Source organism: Photobacterium sp. WH24 (genome assembly GCF_019204055.1).
GTDB classification, from domain to species: Bacteria; Pseudomonadota; Gammaproteobacteria; order Enterobacterales; family Vibrionaceae; genus Photobacterium; species Photobacterium arenosum.
Genome location: NZ_JAGSOZ010000004.1, coordinates 46,684 through 71,932, shown reverse-complemented (window position 1 = coordinate 71,932; position 25,249 = coordinate 46,684). Strand labels below are relative to the sequence as shown.

Sequence of the window (25,249 nt, the reverse complement as noted above, 5' to 3'; positions counted from 1 at the left end):
GAGGATGAAGATGATGACGGATACTCTGAAACAGTATGGGTGGATGGTGCTGATCTGGAGCATCAGTGTGGCAGCTTTAACCTGCATTTCCTGGTTATTTCGTGCACTGATGACAGCAGCGGGTTTAACCGTTTAAACAAATTAAAACCCGAATCATTTAAAAATCCGATGACGCGGCGTCATCGGATTTTTTTCGCTGAAAAATCAGGCTTTTTTCAGTTTTTTCTTCAGTTTCTTAAGTTTACCTTCGTGCTTGGCGACTTTCGCTTTGCGCACTTTGATTTCTTTTTGCAGTTTTTTTGCTTTTTTGGTCACTTTTGCCATTTTCATTCTCCGGTTTCATTAACGTTTGAGGAAAAATGGCTGACATGAAAGGAACAGCTTTCACCTAACCTATCAACCTGGCCGTTCTGGCCGCATGCATGTGGTAAGCCGCTGGTCACTGTGGTTGTGCGTTTTCTTTCACAAACTGACGGATGAACCGACGCACTTCACGTGCGGCGCTGGTATCCATTTCTTCGCATAAAACAACAAAGGCATCACGTTCTTCACCATTAATTCTGATGATTAACTGACTGTCTTTCTTCATTGCTTTTGATTTCTTGCGACTAACCATGACGGCTCACTATTACACACACATATACAATGTATATACATTCGATAGCGTTTTGGCAAATCGGTGATCTGAAATCTGCGTTAAGGCGCGAAAAACCGGGTATTACATATGTTGCATGACATTGTCGCCTACTCATTGACGATCCAGTCAGGCAGGTAAAATTGAACGCTTATCAAACCACAGGCATTGTGTTGGTGGGGTTCATCAACACCTTATGTATGTTGTTTGTGGCAGAGACCACGATAAACCCTGTGATCATGATGGTTGCCATTTTATGTATGCTGGGTGTATCCCGGTAAGGCACGGGATCTTGAAAGTGAAGCGCTGTAAGCATTGCGCAAGGCGTCGACATCAACACTAAACAACGCAAGAGATAATAATGGCATTAACAATAATAGCGCTGTGTCTGGTGACATTTTATTTTTACTTCAACAAAGAGGATGTTATTTATTTTGACGCATTGCTTTCTGTGCTGGTGATGATTGTTTATATCACGGCTTATATTTATTTTTCTGCGGACTTTCCCCTGCATATCAAGCGCGCAGGTTTGATTTGTGAGCTGCTCCCTGCTGCTTCGCTCTGTGCCATTTTATTTCCTGACTGGAGTACCCGCTTCCCGCCCGAAGTGACGGTCAGGTTGGGGTGGGCTGGTTTGTTATTGTCATGCATTATTCTGGCATTACTGGTCATTTATATTGCTTGAGTAGGCGGTATGCGACCGGGCGTTGGTTTTCAGTCTGATTGTGACTGAATGCTGAATGTTGCATTCAAGCCTGAAGTTTTTTCTGGTCTATTAGGTGGTGGTTTTTCATTCTCACGACGCTTTATTTATTGCTTTTGGTTGCGGTAAACAGTGATAAGATACTTTCACTCAGTAAATGTAGGGGTTTACGTTTAGCCGGAGGAGCTTATTTACCGGACAAGCGTTTTAACAAACCTTTTTACAAGAGCAAGACATGAAATGGCTTATTGTCTTTATACTGGTTGCCATAATAAAAGCGTATCAATTGGGAGATGAGAATGAATAAAGCGTATGTATTCGTTTCAATGGCTGCAGCCACTTTGCTGTTCGGATGTGTGAGTCAGCCAGAGAGCGAGCCGGTGGGATCCGCGAACCCGGCTGCCGTGTATTGTGTTCAGAAGGGCGGGAAGCTGGATATGGTGACTGAAGATGGTAAGCGAGTGACTTATTGTATTCTGTCTGACGGGCGTCGCGTTGAGCAATGGCAATATTTCCGTGATAACCATCCTCAGGTTGCAGAAGCCGAGGCAATGTAACTTTGTATCAGGGCCACGTTTCAGCGTGGCTTTTTTCACTGTCTGCCGGTAATCCTTCTGCCTTGTTTACGTAAGTAAATGTAAATATGCCACTTTCACGGGATATTTTCCTGCAGATCAGCGTCTAACGTGCTTATTAGGAAGCAATAAGGATAATGTTATGTCAGTTCTGGATAATGCTCAGCGCTATGGTGTGATAAGTCGGTTTTTACATTGGGGGGTGGCACTGCTACTGCTTTGGCAGTTTTTGTCGGCAGTAACGCACGCATTACTTGAAGATTCGTGGCTGGATGAACTGATGTGGGCAACGCATAAGCCACTGGGTTTTCTGTTGTTCATTATCATTGCTCTACGCCTTGTGTGGGCGGTTCTTAATCTGTCGCGCCGTCCGGCCTCCATCAACCGTGTCGCTGCACTGGGCCATAAAGCCTTATATGCGCTGATGATTATCATCCCCACTCTGGCTCTGATCCGGCAGTATGGTTCTGGCCGTGCTTTTTCACCCTTCGGAATACCGTTAATGGACGGGTTTGACAGCGCAAAAATTGAGTGGATGGTTGGGCTGGGCAATTTGCTGCACGGAGAGCTGGCCTGGCTGCTTCTGGCCTTTACTCTTGGCCATATTGTGATGGCGTTCTGGCACCGTATCCGTAAAAGCCATGAGGATGTACTGGCACGTATGTGGCGTTAATTGTGTATGTTGCTGAAAATAGCTTGCTGATCACTTGACGGCAGGCTATTTTTTCAGCGTGATAATGTCCTGGTGAATAACCTTATCAAGTAAGATCCTGACTTAATATTGATAACTAAGATCATTGAGTCCTCTTTTTCCTGCACTCTTATATACTTAACCTTAAACAGAATCTGCACGTGATTAATCGGCAGCCGGTAGCCATCCAGTTTGCAGTGCTTTATGCCGCTTACAGCCCATGCTGTGTTATCTGTTTTTACACCTGCATAAACTTCAGAAATCGTAAATAAAGAAGAAGGATACAGGATATGAATAAGTATTTGGCTGAGTTTGTCGGTACCTTTTGGCTGGTGCTTGGCGGCTGCGGAAGCGCTGTTTTGGCAGCTGCATTTCCAGAAGTCGGTATTGGTTTACTGGGTGTTTCTCTGGCATTTGGTTTAACGGTGCTGACCATGGCATTTGCGATTGGTCATATATCAGGCTGCCATCTTAACCCGGCTGTGTCTGTCGGATTATGGGCTGGGGGGCGTTTTCCTGCCACTGAACTATTACCTTATATTGTGGCTCAGGTTTTGGGGGGCTTGGTGGCAGGTGGGGTGCTATATGTGATTGCCTCTGGTCAGGCCGGTTTCGATGTATCTGCCGGTTTCGCATCAAACGGTTATGGTGATCATTCACCCGGGCAATATTCTTTGCTAGCTGCACTGGTTTGTGAAGTGGTGATGACCATGATGTTTCTGATTGTCATTATGGGAGCGACGGATTCACGTGCACCGGCCGGTTTTGCTCCCATTGCGATTGGGCTGTGCCTGACTTTGATTCATCTTATTTCTATTCCTGTGACTAACACCTCGGTGAATCCTGCGCGAAGTACTGGGGTTGCTGTCTATGTGGGTGATTGGGCGATAGCGCAACTTTGGCTCTTTTGGCTGGCACCTATCGTTGGAGCCGTAATTGGTGCAACTATTTATAAAGTGATTGCACGGGAAGGGGAGCAGACTCAGTAAGTTGTCTGACCACTCTTTGCATTCAGGTGTCGACCGTTATGCTGGCAGGCTGTCTTGATCATGCTGAGCCGGAAAAACGAGAAAAGTAACGATTTGGCATGGGAGCAAAGAAAAGACAAAGCAAGCACTATGCCCGGCAACATTGTCCCTTGCTAAACTTAAGTTAAGAACAGGCAATGATTCCGGGCGGTTCCATGAACGAATACCTTCAGCTCGACCCCCATTACGACATTTATTTTCTGTCTGATCCGCACGGACAGAATGCTTTGCTGCAAGATGTACTCAAGGAGGTGGGGTTTCGTTACCCGCTTGATGGTGAAATCCGGGATCGGCTGTTTATTCTGGGCGATATGATAGATAGAGGTCCGGATTCTATGGCGTTATTAAAAACCGTGCAGGATTGTCCGGCGATGTATGCCATTCAGGGAAACCATGAACAAATGGCGTTCAATGCCCTGGAGGATAATGCCGACAGATCCTTATGGATCATGAATGGCGGCCGCTGGCATGAAGATGTTGCCATTGCTGAGGTCAGAAAAATGCTGAATTTTTCGGCAAGTTTACCACTTTGTTATACCCTTCAGATCAACGGTCACCGAATTGGCCTGGTGCATGCCGCAGTGCCAGCACCCTATGACTGGCAACAGTTCACTCAGTGCTGTAACGAGCACACTCTGAGCAAAGAAGATCAACATTTTGCAGTTTGGGACCGGGCTGTTTTCACGCAGGATGAACATAGTGTCGTATCTCATATAGATGCGGTGTTGATGGGGCACAATATAGTGTCAGGCCTGAAACCTAAGGTCAGCGGTAACCGGGTTTATATTGATGGCGCTATGTCAATGGGAGACAGAGGACTGCTACTGAAATACCGTCGGGGAGGTGAAGTGCTGGGGCTGTTTCAGGTATTCTCTTTTCTGCGAGAGCAGGCTACAGACTCATTGGTGTGGGTTTGATTTGTGAGTGATGATGGTGTTTATTTTTCGAGCAACGCACAATGGATTTTATAATCCTCAATAACCTGCTCACTGTATTGCTGGCAGGCGGTGATTAATGCGTCCACGTTACCGGGCAGGCTTTCGCTCATGAATTGTTCGAAACGCACTGAGCGCCTGTCGCCGCGTGAATGGGCCAGCGCCAATGCCTCGCCGCAGGCGGAGGCATACTGGCAAAAGGCGGAGCAGGGATCTTTGTCATTTAAGACCAGATCTTCGGGTTTGACCGACAAACGCGCATGGTGTCGTGAACGGACCAGCCAGTGTTTACCCCGCCAGATAACCTCGTCCAGTATGAGATCAGGCCGACGTTGCATAAAACGCTGGCAGTCAGCGGTCAGATGCGCCGGATTGAGCGAGTTGACGGGACTGACCTCAGGGAACGCGAATATGGGGGCAGCTTGGCGTTGCTGCTTCACTTCAACAATATGACACAGGGGTAAGTCATCGATACTCCTGACGTCGTTCGGGCCAACCAGAAAATAATAACGCCCGACATTGTTGGAGCCAGTTCCGGCATCAAGACGGATCACTATATCCAGCACCTCATCATCCAGATAAGGCCGGAATGTTGTCTCCGCCTCCTCATAGTCAGCAGCATCAATGCGCTGGTATTTTAACGGCTTGTCAGCAAAGCGAAGCCTGCCATCTTCAAAAGTGGTGGATTTGGCTAACTGGCTTTTACTCAGAAAGTCTTTCCCGCCTGCGGCTCGCTTAGTGGCTTTGCGGCAATATTTATCAAGTACATGATCATCATCGAATTTTTTCAGGACATTGTATCTGGCATCGTTATCCTCAATGACAAGCTGCAATGTTTTTAAGTAAGCCGACAGGAAGGCTTCACAAGCTTGATGGATGTCGTCTTTATTGACTGCGTTTAAATCGTCGTCGATAGCCAGTTCTTCTGTGAGATATCGTCCTTCTAATAACCCACAGCCGAAATCGCTGGCCAGTGCCAGGCTGGTCAGGTAGCGGGCCAGATCCCAGACACCATACCCGACACAGGCATCATCAAAATCGTCAGGAGAAAAGATAACCTGATCACCTTGTGATCCTTCTTCGGTCAGAAAGCCAAAGTTAGTCAGGTGGCAGTCACCCATGATGAAAGTCTGGCCGGGTTTAGCCAGCAATAAGTCGGGCAGTACCAACACCCCCTGAGCAAGATCGGCATAAAACAGCTGTGCGGTGCCGCGGAAGAACTGGAACGGGCTCCAGGCCATTTTCTGGTGTTTGTTGAGCACAATAGCGCTGTTGGGGACTACGCCATCAATAAGACAGATTTGTTGGCACAGGAACTCGTGTCGGGTTGTCATAAACTTCTTCTGGATTAGCGTCTATACCATTACCAGTATTGTTGATGCTCAAAAGAAATCTAGCTGAGGGGACACATTTGCGCTTAATAAGCCGATGCCGATGCATTTTGTTGCGCTGAGACTGAGTCCGCAGCGGGTCTGTTAACAGACACCCGGCAGCCGGAATATCAGTTTGCATTCTTTGATATGAAAATACCGCCCGAGTCATTCAGGCGGTATTTTTTGATTACTTGAGATTATTTTGCCAGCGCTTCTTGTTCGGGTTTGGCAACCACTGCATTTGTGCTGGGCGAGCCGCGGCGGATCATGACCGTCATTGATAGCAGGACAGTGACCACGCCATAGCTGACTTCTTCCCACGGAACCAGGCTGCCGGTGAATCGGTTAACCAGTAGTACCAGCACAGGGATCAGATAGGTATAGGCCGATACCTGTTCGGGAGCCAGCGCAACGCTGCCTTGCTGGAACAGGAAGAAACTGATAGCTGTTGCGAACACCGCCAGATACCCGATACCCAGCCAGATATCAGCAGGAATTTGTGTCCATTGCACTTGCACCAGTTGCGGCGCAGTGGCGACGGTCAGCAAGCCTGTTGCACAGATCAGTGTCCAGCAGGTCAGGTGAACGAAAGATTCGCCTCTGTAACACTTTTTGACAATGATCGGATTGAGCGCCATCCCCAGACAGCCCAGCAGATAAATTTTGTTAGAGGCTGTCATCGCGATAGAACCGGCAGCGCTCAGATCGCCACGGAAAATAATCAGACCGGCACCCAGCATACCGCCAAGCAAAGCCAGCGTGACAGACATTGAGGTACTGCGTTTGAACACGAACGCAGCCAGAATGGCGCTCATTAACGGCACAGTCGTATACAGGGCGCTGGCGTCGAGCGGACTGGTGTCGCGCAGAGCAATAAACATGGCAACAAAATAGCCCAGTGGCGGCAAGCTGATCAGCGTGTATCGGCCCAAATCTTTCGCGGAGGGGATACGGAACTGTCCTTTAGCGACCAGAAACCCGACAAACAGCAGGCTGGCCAGCAGGTAACGTACCCAAGTCACCACAAGTGGATCCATGGAAGCCATAATATAGCTGCCAATCGGGAATGACAGGCTAATCAGCACAGTGAAGAAAAATAACTTCAGATGTGAAATTTGGTTCAATGACAACATTCAACTTCTCTATGACTAAGATTAACTCGAAAACCAGAGTATTTAACCAAAACCTGACCTACAAGACAAGAAAATTTGACCCGAAAGTTAAACAAAAAACTGGCAATATGAGTTGCCGGCTGTGATCTCTGTCATTCAGTTTGTTGTAAATTTACAACGTAATGACTGAAAGCAGGGGGTTAGCGGGGTTGGTATAGCGGGATGAAACCCACGTGCAAGCTTGGGTTTTGTTCTGATAAACAGACCAAAAACCTGATGATGTTGCGGTATCGCGTTGAAACACTTTTGTCATCAGCTGGAATAAAGTAAACCGCGGTTCAGGGCTCATTAGCTGGTGTCAGCATTCACACTTTTGTCCTCCTGGGCAACAAAACATTATTCAATTAGATGAATATTGATCCAGATCTATAAACTGGGTGAATTTTTCACCAACAATGGCTGCTTAACCACTCATAAGGAGTCGCAGTCATGAAAGCCGCTGTTGTGAATGAATTCAAAGGGAAACTGGAAATCAAAGATATTCCCCTGCCTGCTGTCAAACCCCGTGACATACTGGTGAAAATTCATGCCTGTGGGGTGTGTCATACCGATTTACATGCCTGTCACGGCGACTGGCCGGTGAAACCCAAAATGCCTCTGGTGCCGGGCCATGAAGGGGTCGGCGAAATTGTCCAGGTGGGCAGCGAAATTCATCATCTCAAGTTAGGTGATCGGGTGGGTGTGCCCTGGCTGTATTCGGCGTGCGGTCATTGTGAGTATTGTTTATCTGGCCGTGAAACCTTATGCCTGGATCAGCAAAATGCCGGCTATTCTGTCGACGGTGGCTATGCCGAGTACTGCCTGGCTCATGGTGAGTATGTGGTGAAAATTCCGGACGGGCTGTCTTATGTTGATGCTGCGCCTTTGTTCTGCGCGGGGGTGACCACTTACAAAGCGCTGAAAGTGACAGAGGTCAAACCTGGCCAGTGGGTTGCTATTATAGGTGTAGGTGGTTTAGGTCATCTGGCGGTTCAGTATGCCAAAGCCATGGGAATGAACGTCATCGCGGTGGATACCGGCGCCGAGAAAATGGCGCTGGCGAAAGAACTGGGTGCTGTGCACTGTATCGATTTTATGCAAGAAAAACCGTCCGAAGCGATTCACCGACTGGTGGGAGGCGCGCATGGTGTTGTGTGTACGGCAGTGTCCAAGCCTGCGTTTGAAGAAGCTTACCGTTCGGTGCGCCGCGGTGGCAGCTGTGTGCTGGTGGGCCTGCCGCCTGAAGACATGCCGATACCTATCTTTGATACCGTACTGAATGGCATTAAAGTGATTGGCTCGATTGTCGGCACGCGTCAGGACTTACAGGAATGCCTGCAATTTGCCGCGGAAGGCAAGGTGAAAGCCATTACTGAAGTGAAGGCGCTGGAAGACATTAACGAGATTTTTGACGACATGGTGAAAGGCGAAATCACAGGCCGGATTGTGATGAATCTGGCGTAAGCGCTCAGCAATAACAGGGTTAACCGGCCGCTTTGCTTTCCCCTCAGGCAAAGCGGCTATTTTTCTTTGAAAAGCTCCTCTTTTTTCTGCGTTGCCTACTTGTCTTCATGCCGTTTCGTGCTATTTTCTCGCGACAAATGTCTATCTGGAGTTTATGACTATGCCAAAGGCAAGTGATATTAAAAAGTCTGCAGCTATTGAACACGAAGGTAAGGTGTACTTTGTTAAAGACATTAGCAAGTTAACACCGAGTGGCCGCGCAGGTAGCAGCCTTTACCGTATGCGTATGTATGATGTGGCAACCAACGCGAAAGCGGATGTGAGCTTCAAAGCCGATGACATCATCACACTGGCAGACTTTAGTCGCCATGCCGCGTCTTTCTCTTACATTGACGGTGAAGAGTATGTCTTCATGGACAATGAGGATTACACCCCGTATCACTTCCACAAAGATGTGATTGAAGAAGAGTTGCTGTTCATTACTGAAGACATTCAGGGACTGCATGTGTTGGTGGTCAATGGCGCGCCGGTTGCGCTGGAATTGCCGTCTACAGTCGATTTGGAAATTGTAGAAACCGACCCTTCAATCAAAGGAGCTTCTGCCAGCGCCCGGACAAAACCTGCTGTGCTGAGCACTGGCTTATCGGTTCAAGTGCCAGAGTATATTGCTACCGGTGATCGCATTCGTGTGAATACACTGGAACACAAATATATGAACCGTGTAGAGAAGTAAGTTTCTCATTATTGTTGGAAAAAGCCGCAGCAAGAGGTGCTCCTGAATGTCGGACACTGTTGTTATGCGGCTTTTTTTTGAACAACCTCCCAGCATACCTGCTTTTATTTGCACTGCTTTTAACTATCGTTAAGATATGCAACACACTTTTATCTGCTGACCCGGCTTCTGTTGGGAAGAGTTAATATGAAAAAGACCCTGTCCAGCCTCACTACTTTATTCATGCTTCAGGGTTGTGCCGGCTATGTAGGAGGCGACCTGGAAGATGTCGTTGTTGATACCTATATTGATCAATGCCGGTATACGCCGGCCTATTATGAAATGAAAGTGTATACCGACGCAGTCAATGACTACGCTGATGAAAATATTTCCGGTATTATTTCGACTTATACCTTAGGATTATTTCCGACCTACTGGCTGTCTGAAGTGCGCAGTAAAGTCACGATTGAAGGTGAGGGTAAAGAGGTTTATACCAGAGAAGATGTCAGTCGTATTCATACATTCTATGGTATTTTATGGCTGCTGTTTTTAAGTGACGACAGTGTGAATGCGCTGAGGGCGGATGAAGGTTCGGGTCTGCGTATTATTGAAGGCATACAGGACAGAGCTGTAGCTAAAACGCTGAATGAAATGCCTGACAGTATTGATATTAATGAACTGTGTGTCACATATCTGGATTTATAATATTCTTATTTATGTGTCTGCCGTATCGTTAGGTTTTCCTGTCATCTGTGGTGTTAAATTTGTTAATAATGAGCCCACTGTCAAATAATCAACTAAAATATCATCCATTGTGATTGGCTGTGACTTCCGCGATCTGTGCTGCCTTTCCAGATTTCAGTCGTGACTTAGTGCTGATTAATGCCATATTTGCGTTTGTTTATGCCATAAAGTGGCAGAATCCTGATATTTGCCCTGATTGTTTTCTGTTCAATCTCAATTGAGTTTGCAAGATTTAATTTGCTATAACCATCCTCGTATTAGTTCGATACATCAGCATTTTGATAACGATAAGGATACAAGGATGTCTATGCGTAAATTCGTAAGCGGTATTGTGGCAGCTTGTGCATTGTTAGGCACGTCAGTGTCTGCCACTGCTGGCCCGGTAATGGACGATATTGTGAAAACCGGCGAACTTCGCGTGTGTTTTGACGCAGGTTATATGCCGTTTGAAATGAAAAGCAAAAACGGCTCTTTTGTTGGTTTTGATATTGATATCGGTAAAATGATGGCCCGCCAGATGGGGGTGAAATATGTGCCGGTCAACACCGCCTGGGACGGTATTATCCCCACTCTTCTGACCGGTAAGTGTCACATCATTAATGCGGGTATGACCATTAACGCGCAACGTAATATGCGCGTAAACTTCGCAGAACCCTACATCATTGTGGGTCAGACTATTCTGCTCAATCCTGAGCTTGAAGGTAAGATCAAAAGTTATAAAGACCTGAACGACAGCAAGTACACCATTGCGACTAAGCTTGGCACTACAGGTGAGCAAGCGATCAAGCGTATGATCAGCAAAGCTAAGCTCAATGTGTTTGAAACCCAGTCTGATGCTGTGCTGGAAGTGGCAAACGGCAAAGCGGATGCCTTTATTTACGACATGCCGTTTAACGCCATTTATGCCTCGCAGAACTCAGGCAAAGTGGTTCACCTTGAGCAGCCATTCACCTATGAGCCATTAGGCTGGGCAGTCGCCCAGGGCGATATGGACATGCTGAACTTCCTTAATAACTTCCTGCGCCAGATCAAAGGCGACGGAACCTATGAGCGAATCTACGACAAGTGGTTTAAAGACAACAGCTGGCTGAGCCAGGTGCAATAAAACCTGATAACGGCTGGCCGCTGGGCCAGCCGTGCGTTCCCGCTGTTTTCTCATTCCGACACGCCTAAGGAAGAAGTATATGATTAGGACGTCTAACCGGTGGCTCTGGCAAACTGTATTTGTCGTCATCCTGGCGCTGCTGATGACGGGGCTGTATCAGGCTTCGCAAAGCATCAATTACAACTGGCAATGGCACCGTGTTTTGCCATTCATCGTGGATACCACCCCTAAAGAGTTCAGGGCGCAGGGGGATGGTACCGTTCAAATTAACGCTGATAACTCAATTACCATCAACCTTGACTACAGTAATGTGCCTCAGCAGATCCCAGCTTATGATGCCCGCCTGGTGCAACAGGGCGATTTGGTTTTTGAAGGTGATGTGATTGCCAGCAGCGATCAGTGGACCATTGGTCCTGTCACTCTTGGCTTGTGGGTGACCCTCAAAATCTCGGTTCTGTCACTGTTCTTCGCCATTATTCTGGGCCTGATGGCCGGATTGATGCGGATATCGCATAATCCTGTAACCAAAAATCTGGCTTTCCTGTACGTCGAAATTATCCGCGGCACACCGTTACTGGTGCAAATTTTCATCGTGTACTTTTTCCTGGGTACGATTTTCGATCTGGAACGTTTTACCGCGGGTGTGGTGGCGCTGTCCATTTTCACCGGCGCTTACATTGCGGAAATTATCCGGGCCGGTATTCAGTCGATTCCGCCGGGGCAGATGGAAGCAGCCCGCTCTCTGGGCATGAGTTACCCTAAGGCAATGATGTATGTCATCCTGCCGCAGGCCTTTAAACGCACTTTGCCACCAATGGCGGGTCAGTTAATTACGCTGATCAAAGATTCATCGCTGGTGTCGGTTATTTCTATCACCGATTTGACCAAGGCCGGCCGCGAGGTCATCAGCGGCAGTTTCGCCACGTTTGAGGTGTGGTTTGTGGTGGCAGGACTGTATTTGCTCCTGACGACCAGCCTGTCGTGGGCCGTGCAGCGAATTGAGAAGAGGTTGGCGAGCAGTGACTAATACATATCAGGGCGATGACATGATAGTCGCCGACAAGGTCAATAAAATTTACCCCAATCTGTGCCATGCACTGAAAGATGTCAGTGCAACGGTGAAACGTGGCGAGGTGGTGGTCATCATCGGGCCGTCTGGCTCGGGTAAATCCACCTTTCTGCGCACGCTGAACCAGCTGGAAGTGATTACCTCAGGTCAGATTCAGATTGATGGCATGAACATGTACGCCAAAAGCACCAATATCAATGAATTGCGTGCGAACGTTGGCATGGTATTCCAGTCGTTTAATCTGTTTCCCCATAAAACGGTAAAAGGCAATGTGATGCTGGCACCGCAGAAAGTCAGGGGGCGCACGAAAGCGGATGTAGAGCCGGAAGCCGAAAAACTGCTTAGGCGGGTCGGTCTGGCGGATAAAATGAATGTCTATCCGTCGCAGTTATCCGGTGGTCAGCAACAACGCGTCGCTATTGCCCGGGCTCTGGCTATGCGGCCGGACGTGATGCTGTTCGACGAACCCACCTCTGCGCTCGATCCTGAAATGGTCGGCGAGGTGCTGGATGTGATGAAGGATCTGGCCGCAGAAGGCATGACCATGGTAGTGGTGACGCACGAGATGGGCTTTGCCCGTGAAGTGGCCGATCGGGTGCTGTTTATGGAAGACGGTGAGTTGCTGGTCAGTGACTCGCCCGAGAACTTTTTTGATTCGCCCAAGCATCCGCGGCTGGCGCAATTTCTGTCAAAAATTCTCTAGCAGTCACACGTTTCTTTTAACCTGTGTAAGACCCAAGGCAGACTCAGTGAGTCTGCCTTTTCCTTTCCCCCATAAAATCATTGTATTGCACCCTAAAGATGCACAGCTGTTCTTGTTGAACTGTATTGGTGCATTGTTCGTGCAAATATCGAGCAATTCCCCTCTGTAACAATCAATTTCAGTGGCACTGAAATTGCAATCTGTTGATATAAACAACAATAAGTTACGACAGACACGACACAAAAAGACAAGATGCAGGGAGTTTGCACCATGGATTTGTCCGCTCAGGAAAAACGTTGGTTACCCGTTTGGGGGCGTTCGGGAAAACTGGCAATGCGACGGGCTTGCTGGCTCAACCGCAAGCGTCAGGATGATTTGCAACAAACCTTTACCAGTGTGGCACAGACACGGGTGAGAATTTTAGAAACCTGGGTGGAGAACCAATGGCTGTTCTTACAGGATGCGGCCTTGTATCTGGCCACCAAACCCGAGGATGAACGCGATGACGCGTTGCGCAGGCTTAAAGGACGGGCGGCGCACTTTTCTGAGTTGTTTATCACTGACAGTCATGGCCTTGTCAGCACCTCGACCCATCAGGGCCACAAAGGGCAAACACTGGTGGCGCAGAAGGCGCTGCAGAACGGGCTCAGGGCGCGTTTTCTGCACGGCCCTTATGTTGATCCAGTGACAGAGCGGCTGGGTCGCACCACCTCTTCTTTTCATGACGCAGTGACCCTGATGTTCTATCAGCCGGTAACTGTCACGCTGGCAGACGGTACCACACAGGTTCAGGGGTGCTTGTGTGCCAGGCTGCCAAATGATGTCATCAGTGATTTAATTCAGCGCGAAGCCGGACACATCTATCCTGAATCGGGCGATAACTATATTTTCATGGTGGAGTCTGCGTTTGATCCGCAACTGCTGCCGGGTACGGCTCTGTCACGCTCACGTTTTGAAGACGATACCTTCTCCCACGGCGAAAATCTGAAATCCGGTATTCATACCCAGTACGGCACGGTCAGGGTCAACCGGCATACTGAGTTTGAGATCCGCTTTACCGATCCGGCCACCGGAGAGCTGCATCCGGGGGTCAGGGAGACAATCCGGCACGGACAAAATCTGTTCGTGTCCTATCCCGGCTATTCAGACTATCGCCACATTCCAGTGATTGGCAAAGGGGTGACTTTTCAACTGCCGGGCTCGCCGGATCGCTGGGGCATGATGTGTGAAGCCGATCTGGAGGAAGTGTATCGTCACCGATCTTTGCATTACCGGCTCAGCAACACCTTTTTCATGTGCAGCGCGGCCGCGATTTTCTTCCCTATGCTGATGAGCGTGACTCAGGGGCTGGGTCCCTTGGCTCAGGCGGGCCTGGGCGCACTGACCGCCTTGCTGAGCTTACTGGTATTTCGCCTGACGGCTTCTGGCCCGCTGGTGAAGCAAATGCAGGAAATGACCTCAGTGATTCAGGCGCTTGCGGAAGGCGACGGGAATCTGCAGCAGCGATTGAATGCCGAACGCTTTAAACCCGATGAAACCGGTGAGATGGGGCGCTGGATCAACAGTTTCATCGACAATCTGGATGGGGTGATCAGTGAAATGATACACGCGGCAAACGAAGTCCGGGAAGTCAGTGAGTCCATGCTTCGCCGTTGTGAGCGGATGGACGGCGCAGCGAATGACACCTCAAGCGCGATTGCAGCGATGCTGAATCTTGCCGGTAGCCAGCAGAGCGATATCAGCTCTGCATCTGTGTCGGCGCATCAGATGCAGGATGTCATGCACCTGGTGGTGGTGGAAGCAGAGCAGGAGTACCAGCAGGCGTTAGCCAATACCAACAATATCAAAGGTGTTGTCGAGCGTTCAGCACAGAGTGTGAATGGGGTAAACAACGAAATGAGTCAGATTGGCGATATCGTAAAGCTGATCACCGACATCACGGCGCAGACCAATCTGCTGGCTCTGAATGCGGCGATTGAAGCGGCAAGGGCCGGCGATCATGGCCGCGGCTTCTCTGTGGTGGCGGATGAAGTGCGCCAGTTGGCAAGCCGCACGTCAGAGGCGGCCAACCATATCGGTTCGTTAATGGAGAAACTGCGTCTTGAATCGGCTGTGGCCGTGCAATCGATGGAGCAGGGTATCCGGGATGTGGAGCAGAGCACAGTCGTGATTGATGCCGGAGAGCGTAACCAGCAGATGCGGCAGGCGGTTGAAGCCATGTTTGAGGTGATCAATCAGCTGGCAGGCAACAGCGAGCGCCATCACGACACAGCGCAGGCCGCTCAGCATTCCACTGAGCTGCTGACCCGCTCATCACAACAGCTCAGTCGCCGCACTGTGCTGGTTCAGAATGCCATTTCCCGGTTGCACCAGATGGCGGACAGGTTCGAAGTCAGTTCAGGCTCTGATGTCAGTCATGTGCCTGATCGGTTGCCGGGTCACAGAACAAATGGGTGAATGGCGGTGAATCTTTGACAAACTCGTTATAATTTAATCAGGTAGGATGATGACATGAACGAGTGCTAAGGATTCGCATGAAACTGAACTGTGATATGGGTGAAAGTTACGGAAGCTGGCAAATGGGCGATGACAAGGCGGTCATGCCCTGGGTGGATATGGCAAACATTGCCTGCGGCTTCCACGCTTCTGATCCGGATATTATGTCTGACACCGTGGCCTGTGCGGTGGAACATCAGGTGACGGTAGGTGCGCACCCCGGTTACGACGATAAACCGGGTTTTGGCCGGCGCAGTATTCCGCACAGCCCGGCGGCCATCACTCACCTGGTGGCCTACCAGACCGGCGCCCTTGACGCTGTTTGCCAGTTGCATGGCAGCAGCGTGTCTTATGTCAAACCGCATGGCGCGCTTTATCACGACATGATGGCCAAACCTGAGGTGCTGAACGCCATTTTGCAGGCGCTCGCTGCCATGAACCGCCTGCGGTCATCACCGCTGAGCCTTATGGTGCTGGCCAGGGCTGATAACAGCGAGACGAAAACCGCCGCGCAGGCATTCGGTGTGCCCTTGCTGTTCGAAGCCTTTGCCGACCGGGCATACGATGAAGCAGGCAGTCTGGTCGCGCGCAGCCAGCCGGGGGCCGTGCATCATGACCCGGCCAGAATTCAGCAGCAGGCCATGGAGCTGGCTTCAGGCACAGTGACCACACACAGCGGGACGATTCTTGCTCTGCATGCCGATACCCTGTGCGTACACGGGGATAACCCGGAATCAATTGCTACCATCGCTGATATCAGAAAGGCGATGGCGTTATGATTCGTTTTGATTCAGTGTCCGAAACCTGCCTCATGGTCCATCTGGCAGATGAGATAGATCTGAGCCTTACCCCTTTGATAGGAAGGCTGGTCAGCCAGATCCAGGCTGATTTTCCGCACCAGCTGATTGAAATTGTGCCTTCTTACACCTCTATCCTGATTCATTTTCACCCGGATCAGATTACCGAGCGGTTGCTCAGAGAGCGTATCAGCCTCTGCCACAGCCAGTGGCAGGATAAACCTGTGTCGGCTGTGGGGAAGGTGATCGAACTGCCGGTTTATTATCATCCCGATGTCGGGCCGGATCTCATTCCTCTGGCAGAAGCTAAGGGGCTGAGTGTGGAGCAGGTGATTGCGCTGCACAGCCAGCAAATCTACACCGTGTGTGCTATCGGTTTTGCGCCGGGATTTGCGTTTCTGGCCAGTGTTGATGAAGCCATTGCCATGCCGCGTCATGCCGAACCCAGATTAAGCCTTGCGCCGGGCAGTGTCGGGATAGCCGATCGTCAGACGGCCGTTTATCCGGCGCAGTCACCCGGCGGCTGGCAAATCATTGGTAACTGCCCCAAGTCATTATTCAACCCTGAACGGGAGCCGATGACGCCTTTCTCTGTCGGGGATCAGGTACGCTTTCAGCCCGTCGATCGCTCAACCTTTAAGTCGCTGGGAGGTGAAATATGGCCACACTGGAAGTAATACGGCCAGGTACGCTGACACTGGTTCAGGATACGGGACGTCTGGGCGTTGCCAGTCATGGCCTGAGCCAGGGAGGTGCCGCCGATATGCATGCCTACTGCTGGGCCAATTACTTGCTGGGTAATCCGATGGATTGTGCGCAGCTGGAGATCACTTTGGGTCAGGCCAGCTTTAAGGCCCATGCCGATATTGAATGCGCCCTGACGGGGGCGGACATGCAGGCCAGTCTGGATGGTGAACCGGTTTATACCTGGAAGACTTTTATGATGCGAAAAGGGCAGACGCTGCAGCTTGGTTATGCCCGATCAGGGCTGCGTGCGTATCTGGCTGTTCAAGGAGGCATTCACACGCCAAGCGTGCTCGGCAGCCGCTCAACTGTTGTGCGTAATCAGATAGGCGGCGTGGAAGGGCGTCCGCTACAAAAAGGTGACAAGCTACCGATTCAGGCCAGCTTAGTGCGCCACAGTCCGCGCTATGTACCGCCTCGTTTCATTCCCGATTATGACAAGCGGATTGAACTTCATCTGCTGGCTTCGTCTCAGTGGGATTATTTCTCACCCGAGGCCCGGAACCAGTTTTTCGATAACCATTACCACGTGAAACCCGAGAGCGACCGGATGGGATGCCGTCTGGAAGGCAATGCCATACTCGGTGGCCCGCCGGGTATTGTTTCGGAAGGCATTGCGCTGGGGGCGGTGCAGATCCCGCCCAATGGTCAGCCGATTGTGCTGCTCAACGACCGGCAGACGTTAGGCGGTTACCCTAAGCTCGGCTGTGTTGCCAGGATCGATCTTTCTCGTCTGGCACAGGCGCGTCCCGGAAAAGACATCCGATTTATTCGTGGCGATTTGGTATCATTGCGAAAAGCCTGGCAGCGCTTCTCACACTTTTTCGGGTTGCCATATTAGGCAACCCAGACTGGCCAGGTCGTTAATCCGGTGAATTTCGAGGGAGGAAACCATGTTTATCTTCGGCTACGGTAGCTTAATCAATCGCGCGTCTCGCCAGCTGACCGGGCAGACAGGACAGGCTGTCCCGGCTGTGGTAGAGGGCTTGCAGCGCCATTGGGGCAAAGTCGATGGCAGTTATGCCATCTCGCCTTTGGTCGCGTCGCTGGGCGAAGGCCGATGTAACGGCGTGCTGCTGAAAGTGGAAGATAACACACTGGCGCATTTCGACCGCCGGGAGCGGGGTTATTCTCGTGTGGAAGTGGATCCGTCACTGATCACTCACAATGGCATTCTGCAATTTGATGCGCCTGTCTGGGTGTATGTGAAAGCCAATCCAGCGCCTCCCTGCGCGAATCAACCTATTATGCAGACCTACGTCGACACAGTGCTGGCGGGGTGCCTGAGCATTTCCGATGCGTTCGCAAAGACGTTTATTGAAACCACGTTCGGCTGGCATCATCCGCTGGAAAACGACCGTGAATCGCCGAAATACGGCAATCTGGCCGGGGTGGAAGATGTGCATATTCCCGTGATTGACCGTTTGATCTCTCCGGCGCGGATTCATGGCTAAGCCCAGTAAGAAAGGGCCGGACACCACAGTTGAGATTTTCTGCAGCCAGTGCCGTACGCGTCTGTTTAAGTACCGCAAAGGGGGAAAGGGGGCACTGGTGAAGTGTTTCAAAGAAAGAATCGTGAAAGATTATACGCTTTTACCCTGCCAGTGCCCGAATTGTGAGCAAGTGTTTGCCCGCGATACCCTGATACGAGGCACGCCTGCCTTTAAAATGATTGGCGGTAAAGCGTTCCAGAAATAGCCGCGGCACGCCGGCTATTTCTGATCAGTGACTGTGTTGACTGTCATCTCATCAAGATTGTTGCTGAAATAACTTTGCGGGCAGACTTCCCGTTTCGTGCGCAGTACGGCTTTTAAATCGAGAATTTTGCGCTTATAAGTGCCGCGAACCAGTTGATAGTCCAGCTCGGGTGAGAACCAGAATTTGACTTCCCGGTCGGGCTTTTTGATTTGCTCAACCCGTATGGTCTCGACACTGCCGTAATTGGTTTGTAGTTTTTCTTTACCTGCGACTCTGAAAAAGTAGTGATTCACCTCGTCTGACTCCTGCATCTTGAAATCAAAAGTCTGTTTGCCCTGAATCAGGTTCAGCCGCATCTGGCTGGCAACGGCTTCTATATCCAGCAACGGCAGGTCATTACTGTTAAAGCTGAGTTTCTCACCATCAGTGATAATGTCTGAGCGGGTGCCATCCTGATTGAAGCTGCCGCGTGTCTCGCCATCAAGTAATCCTGTGATATTCCTATGAAAAGATTGTGTGAGAAACGAGTTTTTAACGTCGGACCAGACTACACGGGTTTGCTGCTGGTAATGGGTTTTCGCCACTATGGCTGACAGACGGCTGGTGGACTGGATTTCAACGCGTTGATTGTCCTGCCAGCTTAACTTGCGCTCGAAATAACCGATTTTATGGCTACCGTAGAAGAGATCGTAGGTCAGCGTTTTCACGCACTGATGCCACTCAACGGGCGGGGAAGCCATAAGGTTAGAAGATGCCAGGCAAAGCGGCAGCAATGCAGACAGAGTAAGTCTTTTCACGAAACCTCCCCAGTGGTACCTAGCCCAATAATAAGGCCTATTTAAGCGTAACCAATATGTCTGGTTATGTTAATTGAACTGTGCAAGCAATCCACAGATGAGACACTTATTTTTAGCCGTTGCGCCGGTGACTGCTACCGGTGTGCGATATGTGGCTGGTTTTCCGGTAAAGCATGCCTGATAAAGTGTCTTCGCAGCATATCTGATTTATGAAGTTTTTATGTCATTTCTCAGTCAGTAAATTCAGTGGCTTAGCGTAAATGTTAAGTGTAGCTGGCAAGATAACAACCGGTATGGCTGCATAATTGGTTGATCTCTGGTGAGTCATGTCGCCTGCCTTAGCAAAGCAATGTGACATCCTGGTGTCGGAAATTTGACGCTTTTAGGATGGGAACCTATGTTTTATGGGCCCTTGAGGTACATAGCTTGTAAAAAGTGAGCATTATTAAGGTTCAACCCATGAGCAGGAGGACAGGATGAAAAAGGCAAATGGTGTCTATCGGCTGCAAATAATAAAGGAGGTCGCGATAAGAAAGCAGCTTGAAGGCAGCAGTGATCCAATGGCAAACCATATCCACCAGTTACTGGAATCCAGGTCGGCGGATCCTCATAGCGAAGAGACGCACTTGTTCAGTGGTAATCATTATGATGATCAGGCGGGTGGCTGGGTCAGTAATTTCTGGAACGCCAAGTAACCGGAATGAATGAGTGACGTGACCGGGTCAGGCCTGCTGGGATCTGACCCTTGTCGGCTCCGGGATCGACCCGGAGGTAACTACCTATAATATTTCTCATTGATAGCCTGGTTCTGGCATCAAAGCCTTATCTGCGGTACATTTCCCGGTCTCACTTTATTCTGAATCAGATAATGCATTACATCGACATTAACACTTATTCCCGTAAATGGATTTTCACTCATGCTTCTATGCCAGTTCCGGCTGAGGATCTGGTACAGATTAAGCCTTTGTCCCAGGCCAGATCGGCCACATTATGGCGCGAGCATATCAGCAGCCAGAGCCCGGACTCGGATCACTTCGGCAAGGGTGACTGGGTCGGCGAGGATAAAAACTGGACAGAGACTGTCGAGTGGCAGGCAGCGTGGGATGACGATGAACCGGCATTACCTGAGGTATTAGCAGACTTCCTTGATTGGGAAGACAACACCCCCGTCTATTTTTGTTATGAAAAATATAACCTGATTGAGACAAGCTGGGGGGTGTTTAAGCGTAACTGGAAAAACTTCCTGTTTTTTGATGATGGCCCCTTACTGATCGCCAGAAAGAAAACCCAGGCAGTGTGGTTCCATTCAAACGGCACCTGCAAGATAGGTCACAGAAGCGCTTAAATAACAACGCACAGTTAGCAACACCTGACGATGAGTCACACATAATCGAAGAAGGGGCGGGCTGTATCAGCGGAGCAGGCAGTAAACACTTTCGGCCTGCTCAGGAACTGATTTCAGAGCCGACTTTACCGCCCATCAGTTTGGCGATCTTGTCACAGGCCAGATGCATATTTTCCTGGTTGGAATGCACCGAAGCCCCGGAGCTGAGCAAAGGTTGTTTGAGCGGCTGGCCTAACACCAGAAATAAGCGGGCTCCTTTCTGGCTGGTTTTGATATGTATGGGTAAAGCGGACGGTTTCAGGATTCCCATTTGCTGCGGATAAAGCTGGTTTGCCCCTATGTATACCGATCCTGAGCGCAGATAGACAAAACCGGCGACCAACTTTTCATCCGGCTCCCAGTACCAGCCACCGTAAGGCGAAATCATAATATCCAGGTAAGTCACAGGTATGCTGGACGCTATGGGGCTGATGGCCTCTTTGTACTGGCCGATCAGCACCTTGGTTGTTGCATCCGTTTCTTCTACCAGTGGCAGATTCTGGGTGCAAGCATACTGGCTGGAGGCATCGGCCATTTCCTGCTCCCCGGCTGGTAAGGCAGTCCAGAGTGCGAAGGATTCAGCACGGCCGCCGAGAGGCTGCATGGTATCTTTGTGAACGACACCGTTGCCGGATGTCATGATTTGAAGATCGCCTGTTTGCATTGTCACAGTGCAGCCGCAGGAATCGATATGATGCAGGGTGCCCGTTACCGGGTAACTGAACGCTTCAATGCCGGAATGGCCGTGATAGTCGAGCCCGGTTTCCTGCTTGATGCCATTGGCGTCAAAATGATCCCAGAGCACGAAAGGGTTAAGTTCAGCAAGATTATCGCGGTAAATGTAAGCAGTCATGGGCCCGGATTTCCGACCGTAGCGGACTTTATTGATTGTTCTCGTCGCTTGCATGATCGCCACCCACTTTTCTGTACTTCTTGTGATTAGAGCTTAGCTTATACTCTCAGTAAACGACTATTTGAACCCTTTTGTTTTCTAAAAATTGACGTCATTTTTACCATCCTTGATTCAGTTCACATTTGCCAGACAACATGGTTCACTCTGGCATCCAGTCCCAGTTGCTGAAACAGCCGCAGCCAGCGCTTCTGATTGGCCTGCAGGGTATCACCCGGCCCTTTCACTTCGACCCACTGAATATGCCCGCTTTTGAACATTACCAAGTCAGGCTGGCCGCTGCGATTATGGCGTGGATCGAACAACAGGCGTGACAGCATGGCATACAGTTGCTCGCCGTTTAAGCAAGATACCGTCTCCTCAACCAGCGCTGGCGTCAGAATAGCCCAGTTTACCCAGTCGTTAGTGATTCCTTGTTTTTGCTGATAAACAGCCAGCCAGTGGTTCCAGCTTTCTGTGCGGATAGCATTGAGGCGGGCTGTGAGCATGTCACGCCGGCGCTCTGAAAATTCACTGTGGTACATATCGCGGGGCGCCCGCTGGAAGGGGTTAAGAAAGGCCCCGGAAACAGAGGCAAAAATAATGTCCCAGAATGCCAGGCCAAATAACCCGCATATCAGGGCATTTTCGGTGTAGTGAACACGCCATCCCGCTTGCCGGTAATGGTTAGCAACGGCTAACTCGACACGTTCTCCACTGGCAGGCAGTGTGAGTGTCTCCAGCGTAAAAGTGTCTTTGATCGCCTGTGTTACCGGCAGGTTTAGTGTACGGCTGAGTTTATGCGCCAGGCGTTGTCCGACTTCGGCTTCTTCTTCATTAAAGGGCGCTGACAACATCTGCCGGCAGATGGCCAAAGCGGTTGAGTGGCGCTGCAGTTTTTCCAGTATCCGCACCCGGCGTTCGCGGCTGGGCGGTAGCGCACTGTGATTAAACAGAAACAACGCCAGATCATATTCGCCCAGGCGCTCAAGATCCCGGGCAACCCGGTTGAACAATCGTTGCCGTCGCCGTTCCAGCGGCGGCCATGTGCAGGGGCCGGGCAGGCGACCGGCAAATTGCCTCGTTGCCTGGGCCCTTTTGCTGAGTGAAAGCTGTTCGTATTCGGCCGCTAAGGCTTCAAGGGACAGCCATTCCAGTATGTGCTGTCGCTGCTGAAACAGGCGGGTTGTCGGGTCGACCTGATAATTTTCAAAGATATGCAGGCCTAAATCAGTCAGCACAAACTGGCTTAAATCCTGATACTGGTTGCCGAAAAACAACAGTAAGAAGATTGTCAGGTGCGCCTGATGTTCAACATGTATGATGGGTTCGTTGAATGCCGATATGGCCGGTGACGTGGCGAGTATGGCTGCGGTGAGATCCGCTTTTCTGGCCTGCTTTAACGCTTGGTCATTTGTGCGCGCATCAGGGGAGTGTTTCTCTCTATAGATCTTAAGCAGTTCTGGTTTGGTGAATAAATCCAAGATCTCATCCACCGGCCAGTTTGCTTCATTGCAGGTAAGAAATTTGTTGCTCAGAAGCTCCTCAATGGCGTTTTCTGTATGCCGGATTTCAGGGTAGCTGAGTTTGCTGACGCGAAAGTATCTGCCCTTGCGGGACAACATTCGGATGTACAACTGTTTGGCATCGGGCGTAAGCCGGGAGTAAGTATTCAGCCACCAGTGCTCGCTATGGCTCAATAGATCATGATATTGCTGCCGGACACTGCGCAGCAGGAAATCAAAGTTGTGGCGGTAATAATCCGGCGCCAGCACTGTTGGCGTATTTTGAGTCATCATTGTCTTAACGGCTTATTGGATGCGCTGTATTGTGGGAATTTCTCACGTTGCGGTAAAGCTCTGATACCAGAAACAATAAAATGAAATTAACATAACATGATCATTTATGGCATTTTAATGGTCGCATATACTCCGTATTGATAAACTTGCCACAGGTAATAGTTTAAAAATGAAAGGTTTTCAGTGATCAGACAGCGTGCCCTTTTTCCGTCTGCTTTTATCATGCTCGCTTTTACCGTGTTCGCTTCTCTGTTTGCTGTTCTTTCGTGGAATGTGCATGCCGAAGAAGTGAACAACCAGCGCGTTGTTTCCGTTGAACCGCATGACGAACAGCCTGCCAGTCTTGTTGGGGCAGCCTGTGTTATCCGGCATGGTAAGCAGATGGTCATGGTGTCTGAGGTCATTACTCAGAAGTTATCCATTCCGGGCGGCTATATTGACAGTCAGGATACTGCCAGTGAGGCGGCCAGAAGAGAGGCGCTGGAAGAAACCGGATTAGATGTCGACGTGATAAAGCTTTTGCAGTTCAGGGGCAGAGCGGCGATATTTGCTTGCGTAACGACACAACCGATTCTGGTTGCTGAACAAGAGGAAAGCGACCAGCGCCAGCAGATTGCAGCCTGGCAAGCGGTGGACTTCAGCCGGGAAGTGAAAGCTGTATACCTGATGTCACCGCTGTCTTTAGCATCCGCTGAATATCGCTACCCCGAAGATACTGCCTACTTATATCAGTGGATGATGGAAACGCCAGAGAGCGAGGTGGTTTTTTATACCGATATCAGTGACCGGGCAAGCGCATTTCATCAGGCTGAACTGATTGTGATCAAGGCCTTTAAGGACTGGGGTAACGCCCTGCCGGATGTCGCAAAATCTGTGCTGGACAGCCTGATGTGGCTGCTGAATCTTTCCGGCGAATACTGGTTTGTGTTCTTGCTAATTGCTGTTATTGCTTCCTTATTCGGACCTACTGCAATGTTGCAGTTGCTTGCCGCCACCGTGATTACCATCCTGGTCTCAACCTGCCTGAAACAAGTTTTCAATCTGCCGCGTCCGTTTTATCTGGTGCCGGCACTGCAAAACGGCAATGCCTACGGGTTCAGTTTTCCGAGCGGGCATACCCTGTTAGCCACTGTTATCTGGGGAATGTTCTGGTTGAAACTGTGCGCAGGAAAATCACGGTTCCGCGCCGGGGCGGGCTTGTTGGTGGTTAGCGCTCTGATCCTGGGTCAGGCGCTGGCCCGTGTTTGGTTTGGCGTGCACTTTATTTCCGATACGGTAGCGGCAATAGTCATCGGCATTCTGCTGCTGATCCTGTTCTCCCGGCTGATCACCCCGACCGCCATACGGGGAAAGTCGGTGTGGCTGGGGATTACTGTCCTTACCGGTGTGGCGGCCGGCTTAACCTTGCAGCCGGCGCACACCTATCTGTTTGCCATCTCACTGGGGGTGTTTCTCAGTCTGGATGTGTTACCTAAAAGAAGCCTGACACTGTCTGTGCACCGGCATATTGCGGTGGCTTTGGTGCTGTTGGCAGGGTCTGGCGCGTTCGCTTACTTCTCTGCTGTGATGGTCAATGCCTGTACTGTCAGCCTTATTATTCTGGGGCTGCGTGCAGCCGGCGCATTTTTGCTGGCGGTCTGGCTGGTGGCGGGTTCGTCAGTGATGCTGAAGTTATTGGCTGAGCCGGAAACGGCTTAAAGACGCTGTCCCGGCAAGCTTACGGATAAAGCAAACAGAAACCTGTCAGTAAGCTGTGTC

General features: G+C 50.2%; 28 protein-coding genes. 22 read left to right on the top strand and 6 right to left on the bottom strand.

Translation table 11 applies throughout. From position 1 onward, the window contains the following. Window positions 1-4: 4 nt before the first annotated feature. Entirely contained in the window at window positions 5-136 is a 132-nt protein-coding gene (locus KCG43_RS06605) for a DUF2474 domain-containing protein (protein ID WP_218383989.1), read from the top strand. Between the two features lie 303 nt (window positions 137-439). Here KCG43_RS06605 and KCG43_RS06600 read toward each other — a convergent pair whose 3' ends face one another. Then, window positions 440-616 (bottom strand): hypothetical protein, encoded by a 177-nt coding sequence (locus KCG43_RS06600; RefSeq protein ID WP_192014938.1) that lies wholly within the window; start codon window positions 614-616, stop codon window positions 440-442. A gap of 161 nt (window positions 617-777) precedes the next feature. On the opposite strand from KCG43_RS06600, the gene KCG43_RS06595 reads away from it, so the two are divergent. The 6 genes from KCG43_RS06595 (at window position 778) to KCG43_RS06570 (ending at window position 4,548) form a co-directional block, all read left to right on the top strand. Further along, a complete protein-coding gene (locus KCG43_RS06595) occupies window positions 778-915 on the top strand; it encodes a hypothetical protein (RefSeq protein ID WP_218383987.1) in 138 nt (45 codons plus the stop codon). Window positions 916-995: 80 nt separating this feature from the next. Next, complete coding sequence (locus KCG43_RS06590) at window positions 996-1,319, top strand: hypothetical protein (protein WP_218383976.1); 324 nt, start codon at window positions 996-998, stop codon at window positions 1,317-1,319. Window positions 1,320-1,636: 317 nt separating this feature from the next. Continuing rightward, the gene (locus KCG43_RS06585) at window positions 1,637-1,894 is read left to right on the top strand and encodes a DUF333 domain-containing protein (protein ID WP_192014941.1); all 258 of its coding nucleotides are present in this window, start codon (window positions 1,637-1,639) and stop codon (window positions 1,892-1,894) included. A 160-nt stretch (window positions 1,895-2,054) separates the two neighbouring features. After that, window positions 2,055-2,585: a cytochrome b gene (locus KCG43_RS06580; protein WP_192014942.1), complete on the top strand. Its 531-nt coding sequence runs from the start codon at window positions 2,055-2,057 to the stop codon at window positions 2,583-2,585. Window positions 2,586-2,893: 308 nt separating this feature from the next. Further along, complete coding sequence (aqpZ, locus tag KCG43_RS06575; protein WP_218383975.1) at window positions 2,894-3,592, top strand: aquaporin Z; 699 nt, start codon at window positions 2,894-2,896, stop codon at window positions 3,590-3,592. 194 nt (window positions 3,593-3,786) lie between these two features. Next, on the top strand, window positions 3,787-4,548 hold the full coding sequence (locus KCG43_RS06570; RefSeq protein ID WP_218383973.1) for a metallophosphoesterase: 762 nt from the start codon (window positions 3,787-3,789) through the stop codon (window positions 4,546-4,548). A 20-nt stretch (window positions 4,549-4,568) separates the two neighbouring features. On the opposite strand, the gene KCG43_RS06565 is transcribed toward KCG43_RS06570, so the two are convergent. Next, the gene (locus KCG43_RS06565) at window positions 4,569-5,900 is read right to left on the bottom strand and encodes a DUF2252 family protein (protein WP_218383971.1); all 1,332 of its coding nucleotides are present in this window, start codon (window positions 5,898-5,900) and stop codon (window positions 4,569-4,571) included. Between the two features lie 236 nt (window positions 5,901-6,136). Continuing rightward, window positions 6,137-7,072 carry a DMT family transporter gene (locus KCG43_RS06560; RefSeq protein ID WP_255557886.1) on the bottom strand — a complete coding sequence of 312 codons (936 nt, stop codon included), beginning with the start codon at window positions 7,070-7,072 and terminating at the stop codon, window positions 6,137-6,139. Window positions 7,073-7,540: 468 nt separating this feature from the next. Between KCG43_RS06560 and adhP the strand changes: the two genes are divergently transcribed. The 12 genes from adhP (at window position 7,541) to KCG43_RS06500 (ending at window position 18,622) form a co-directional block, all read left to right on the top strand. Continuing rightward, window positions 7,541-8,554, top strand: coding sequence for an alcohol dehydrogenase AdhP (gene adhP / locus KCG43_RS06555; RefSeq protein WP_218383967.1), 1,014 nt, complete (start codon window positions 7,541-7,543; stop codon window positions 8,552-8,554). Between the two features lie 160 nt (window positions 8,555-8,714). After that, the gene (yeiP, locus tag KCG43_RS06550; protein WP_218383965.1) at window positions 8,715-9,287 is read left to right on the top strand and encodes an elongation factor P-like protein YeiP; all 573 of its coding nucleotides are present in this window, start codon (window positions 8,715-8,717) and stop codon (window positions 9,285-9,287) included. A gap of 186 nt (window positions 9,288-9,473) precedes the next feature. After that, on the top strand, window positions 9,474-9,971 hold the full coding sequence (locus KCG43_RS06545; protein WP_218383964.1) for a hypothetical protein: 498 nt from the start codon (window positions 9,474-9,476) through the stop codon (window positions 9,969-9,971). A gap of 346 nt (window positions 9,972-10,317) precedes the next feature. Continuing rightward, window positions 10,318-11,115 carry a transporter substrate-binding domain-containing protein gene (locus KCG43_RS06540; protein WP_218383963.1) on the top strand — a complete coding sequence of 266 codons (798 nt, stop codon included), beginning with the start codon at window positions 10,318-10,320 and terminating at the stop codon, window positions 11,113-11,115. 79 nt (window positions 11,116-11,194) lie between these two features. Then, window positions 11,195-12,142, top strand: coding sequence for an amino acid ABC transporter permease (locus KCG43_RS06535; RefSeq protein ID WP_218383961.1), 948 nt, complete (start codon window positions 11,195-11,197; stop codon window positions 12,140-12,142). A gap of 19 nt (window positions 12,143-12,161) precedes the next feature. After that, complete coding sequence (locus tag KCG43_RS06530; protein ID WP_218384184.1) at window positions 12,162-12,887, top strand: amino acid ABC transporter ATP-binding protein; 726 nt, start codon at window positions 12,162-12,164, stop codon at window positions 12,885-12,887. 270 nt (window positions 12,888-13,157) lie between these two features. Beyond that, the gene (locus KCG43_RS06525; RefSeq protein WP_218383959.1) at window positions 13,158-15,344 is read left to right on the top strand and encodes a methyl-accepting chemotaxis protein; all 2,187 of its coding nucleotides are present in this window, start codon (window positions 13,158-13,160) and stop codon (window positions 15,342-15,344) included. Between the two features lie 77 nt (window positions 15,345-15,421). Beyond that, window positions 15,422-16,162, top strand: a complete 741-nt coding sequence (locus KCG43_RS06520) for a 5-oxoprolinase subunit PxpA (RefSeq protein WP_218383957.1) — start codon at window positions 15,422-15,424, stop codon at window positions 16,160-16,162. Then, a complete protein-coding gene (gene pxpB, locus KCG43_RS06515) occupies window positions 16,159-16,857 on the top strand; it encodes a 5-oxoprolinase subunit PxpB (RefSeq protein WP_218383956.1) in 699 nt (232 codons plus the stop codon). Before KCG43_RS06520 ends, pxpB begins: the two co-directional genes overlap by 4 nt. After that, window positions 16,839-17,765, top strand: a complete 927-nt coding sequence (locus KCG43_RS06510; protein WP_218383955.1) for a biotin-dependent carboxyltransferase family protein — start codon at window positions 16,839-16,841, stop codon at window positions 17,763-17,765. The genes pxpB and KCG43_RS06510 overlap by 19 nt, the downstream gene beginning before the upstream one ends. Before the next feature lie 52 nt (window positions 17,766-17,817). Then, window positions 17,818-18,378, top strand: a complete 561-nt coding sequence (locus tag KCG43_RS06505) for a gamma-glutamylcyclotransferase family protein (RefSeq protein WP_192014956.1) — start codon at window positions 17,818-17,820, stop codon at window positions 18,376-18,378. Beyond that, window positions 18,371-18,622 (top strand): hypothetical protein, encoded by a 252-nt coding sequence (locus KCG43_RS06500; protein ID WP_192014957.1) that lies wholly within the window; start codon window positions 18,371-18,373, stop codon window positions 18,620-18,622. Before KCG43_RS06505 ends, KCG43_RS06500 begins: the two co-directional genes overlap by 8 nt. 14 nt (window positions 18,623-18,636) lie before the next feature. Here KCG43_RS06500 and KCG43_RS06495 read toward each other — a convergent pair whose 3' ends face one another. Continuing rightward, window positions 18,637-19,419 carry a DUF3108 domain-containing protein gene (locus tag KCG43_RS06495; protein ID WP_218383954.1) on the bottom strand — a complete coding sequence of 261 codons (783 nt, stop codon included), beginning with the start codon at window positions 19,417-19,419 and terminating at the stop codon, window positions 18,637-18,639. A 476-nt stretch (window positions 19,420-19,895) separates the two neighbouring features. Between KCG43_RS06495 and KCG43_RS06490 the strand changes: the two genes are divergently transcribed. Both KCG43_RS06490 and KCG43_RS06485 read left to right on the top strand, forming a co-directional pair. Continuing rightward, window positions 19,896-20,114, top strand: coding sequence for a hypothetical protein (locus KCG43_RS06490; protein ID WP_218383953.1), 219 nt, complete (start codon window positions 19,896-19,898; stop codon window positions 20,112-20,114). Between the two features lie 173 nt (window positions 20,115-20,287). Continuing rightward, complete coding sequence (locus tag KCG43_RS06485; protein WP_218383952.1) at window positions 20,288-20,764, top strand: DUF2947 domain-containing protein; 477 nt, start codon at window positions 20,288-20,290, stop codon at window positions 20,762-20,764. 100 nt (window positions 20,765-20,864) lie between these two features. Here KCG43_RS06485 and KCG43_RS06480 read toward each other — a convergent pair whose 3' ends face one another. Together KCG43_RS06480 and KCG43_RS06475 are read right to left on the bottom strand one after the other, a co-directional pair. Beyond that, complete coding sequence (locus KCG43_RS06480; protein WP_218383951.1) at window positions 20,865-21,656, bottom strand: pirin family protein; 792 nt, start codon at window positions 21,654-21,656, stop codon at window positions 20,865-20,867. A gap of 176 nt (window positions 21,657-21,832) precedes the next feature. Further along, on the bottom strand, window positions 21,833-23,491 hold the full coding sequence (locus KCG43_RS06475) for a VRR-NUC domain-containing protein (protein WP_218383950.1): 1,659 nt from the start codon (window positions 23,489-23,491) through the stop codon (window positions 21,833-21,835). A 183-nt stretch (window positions 23,492-23,674) separates the two neighbouring features. Between KCG43_RS06475 and KCG43_RS06470 the strand changes: the two genes are divergently transcribed. After that, entirely contained in the window at window positions 23,675-25,189 is a 1,515-nt protein-coding gene (locus tag KCG43_RS06470) for a phosphatase PAP2 family protein (protein WP_218383940.1), read from the top strand. Window positions 25,190-25,249 lie beyond the last annotated feature (60 nt).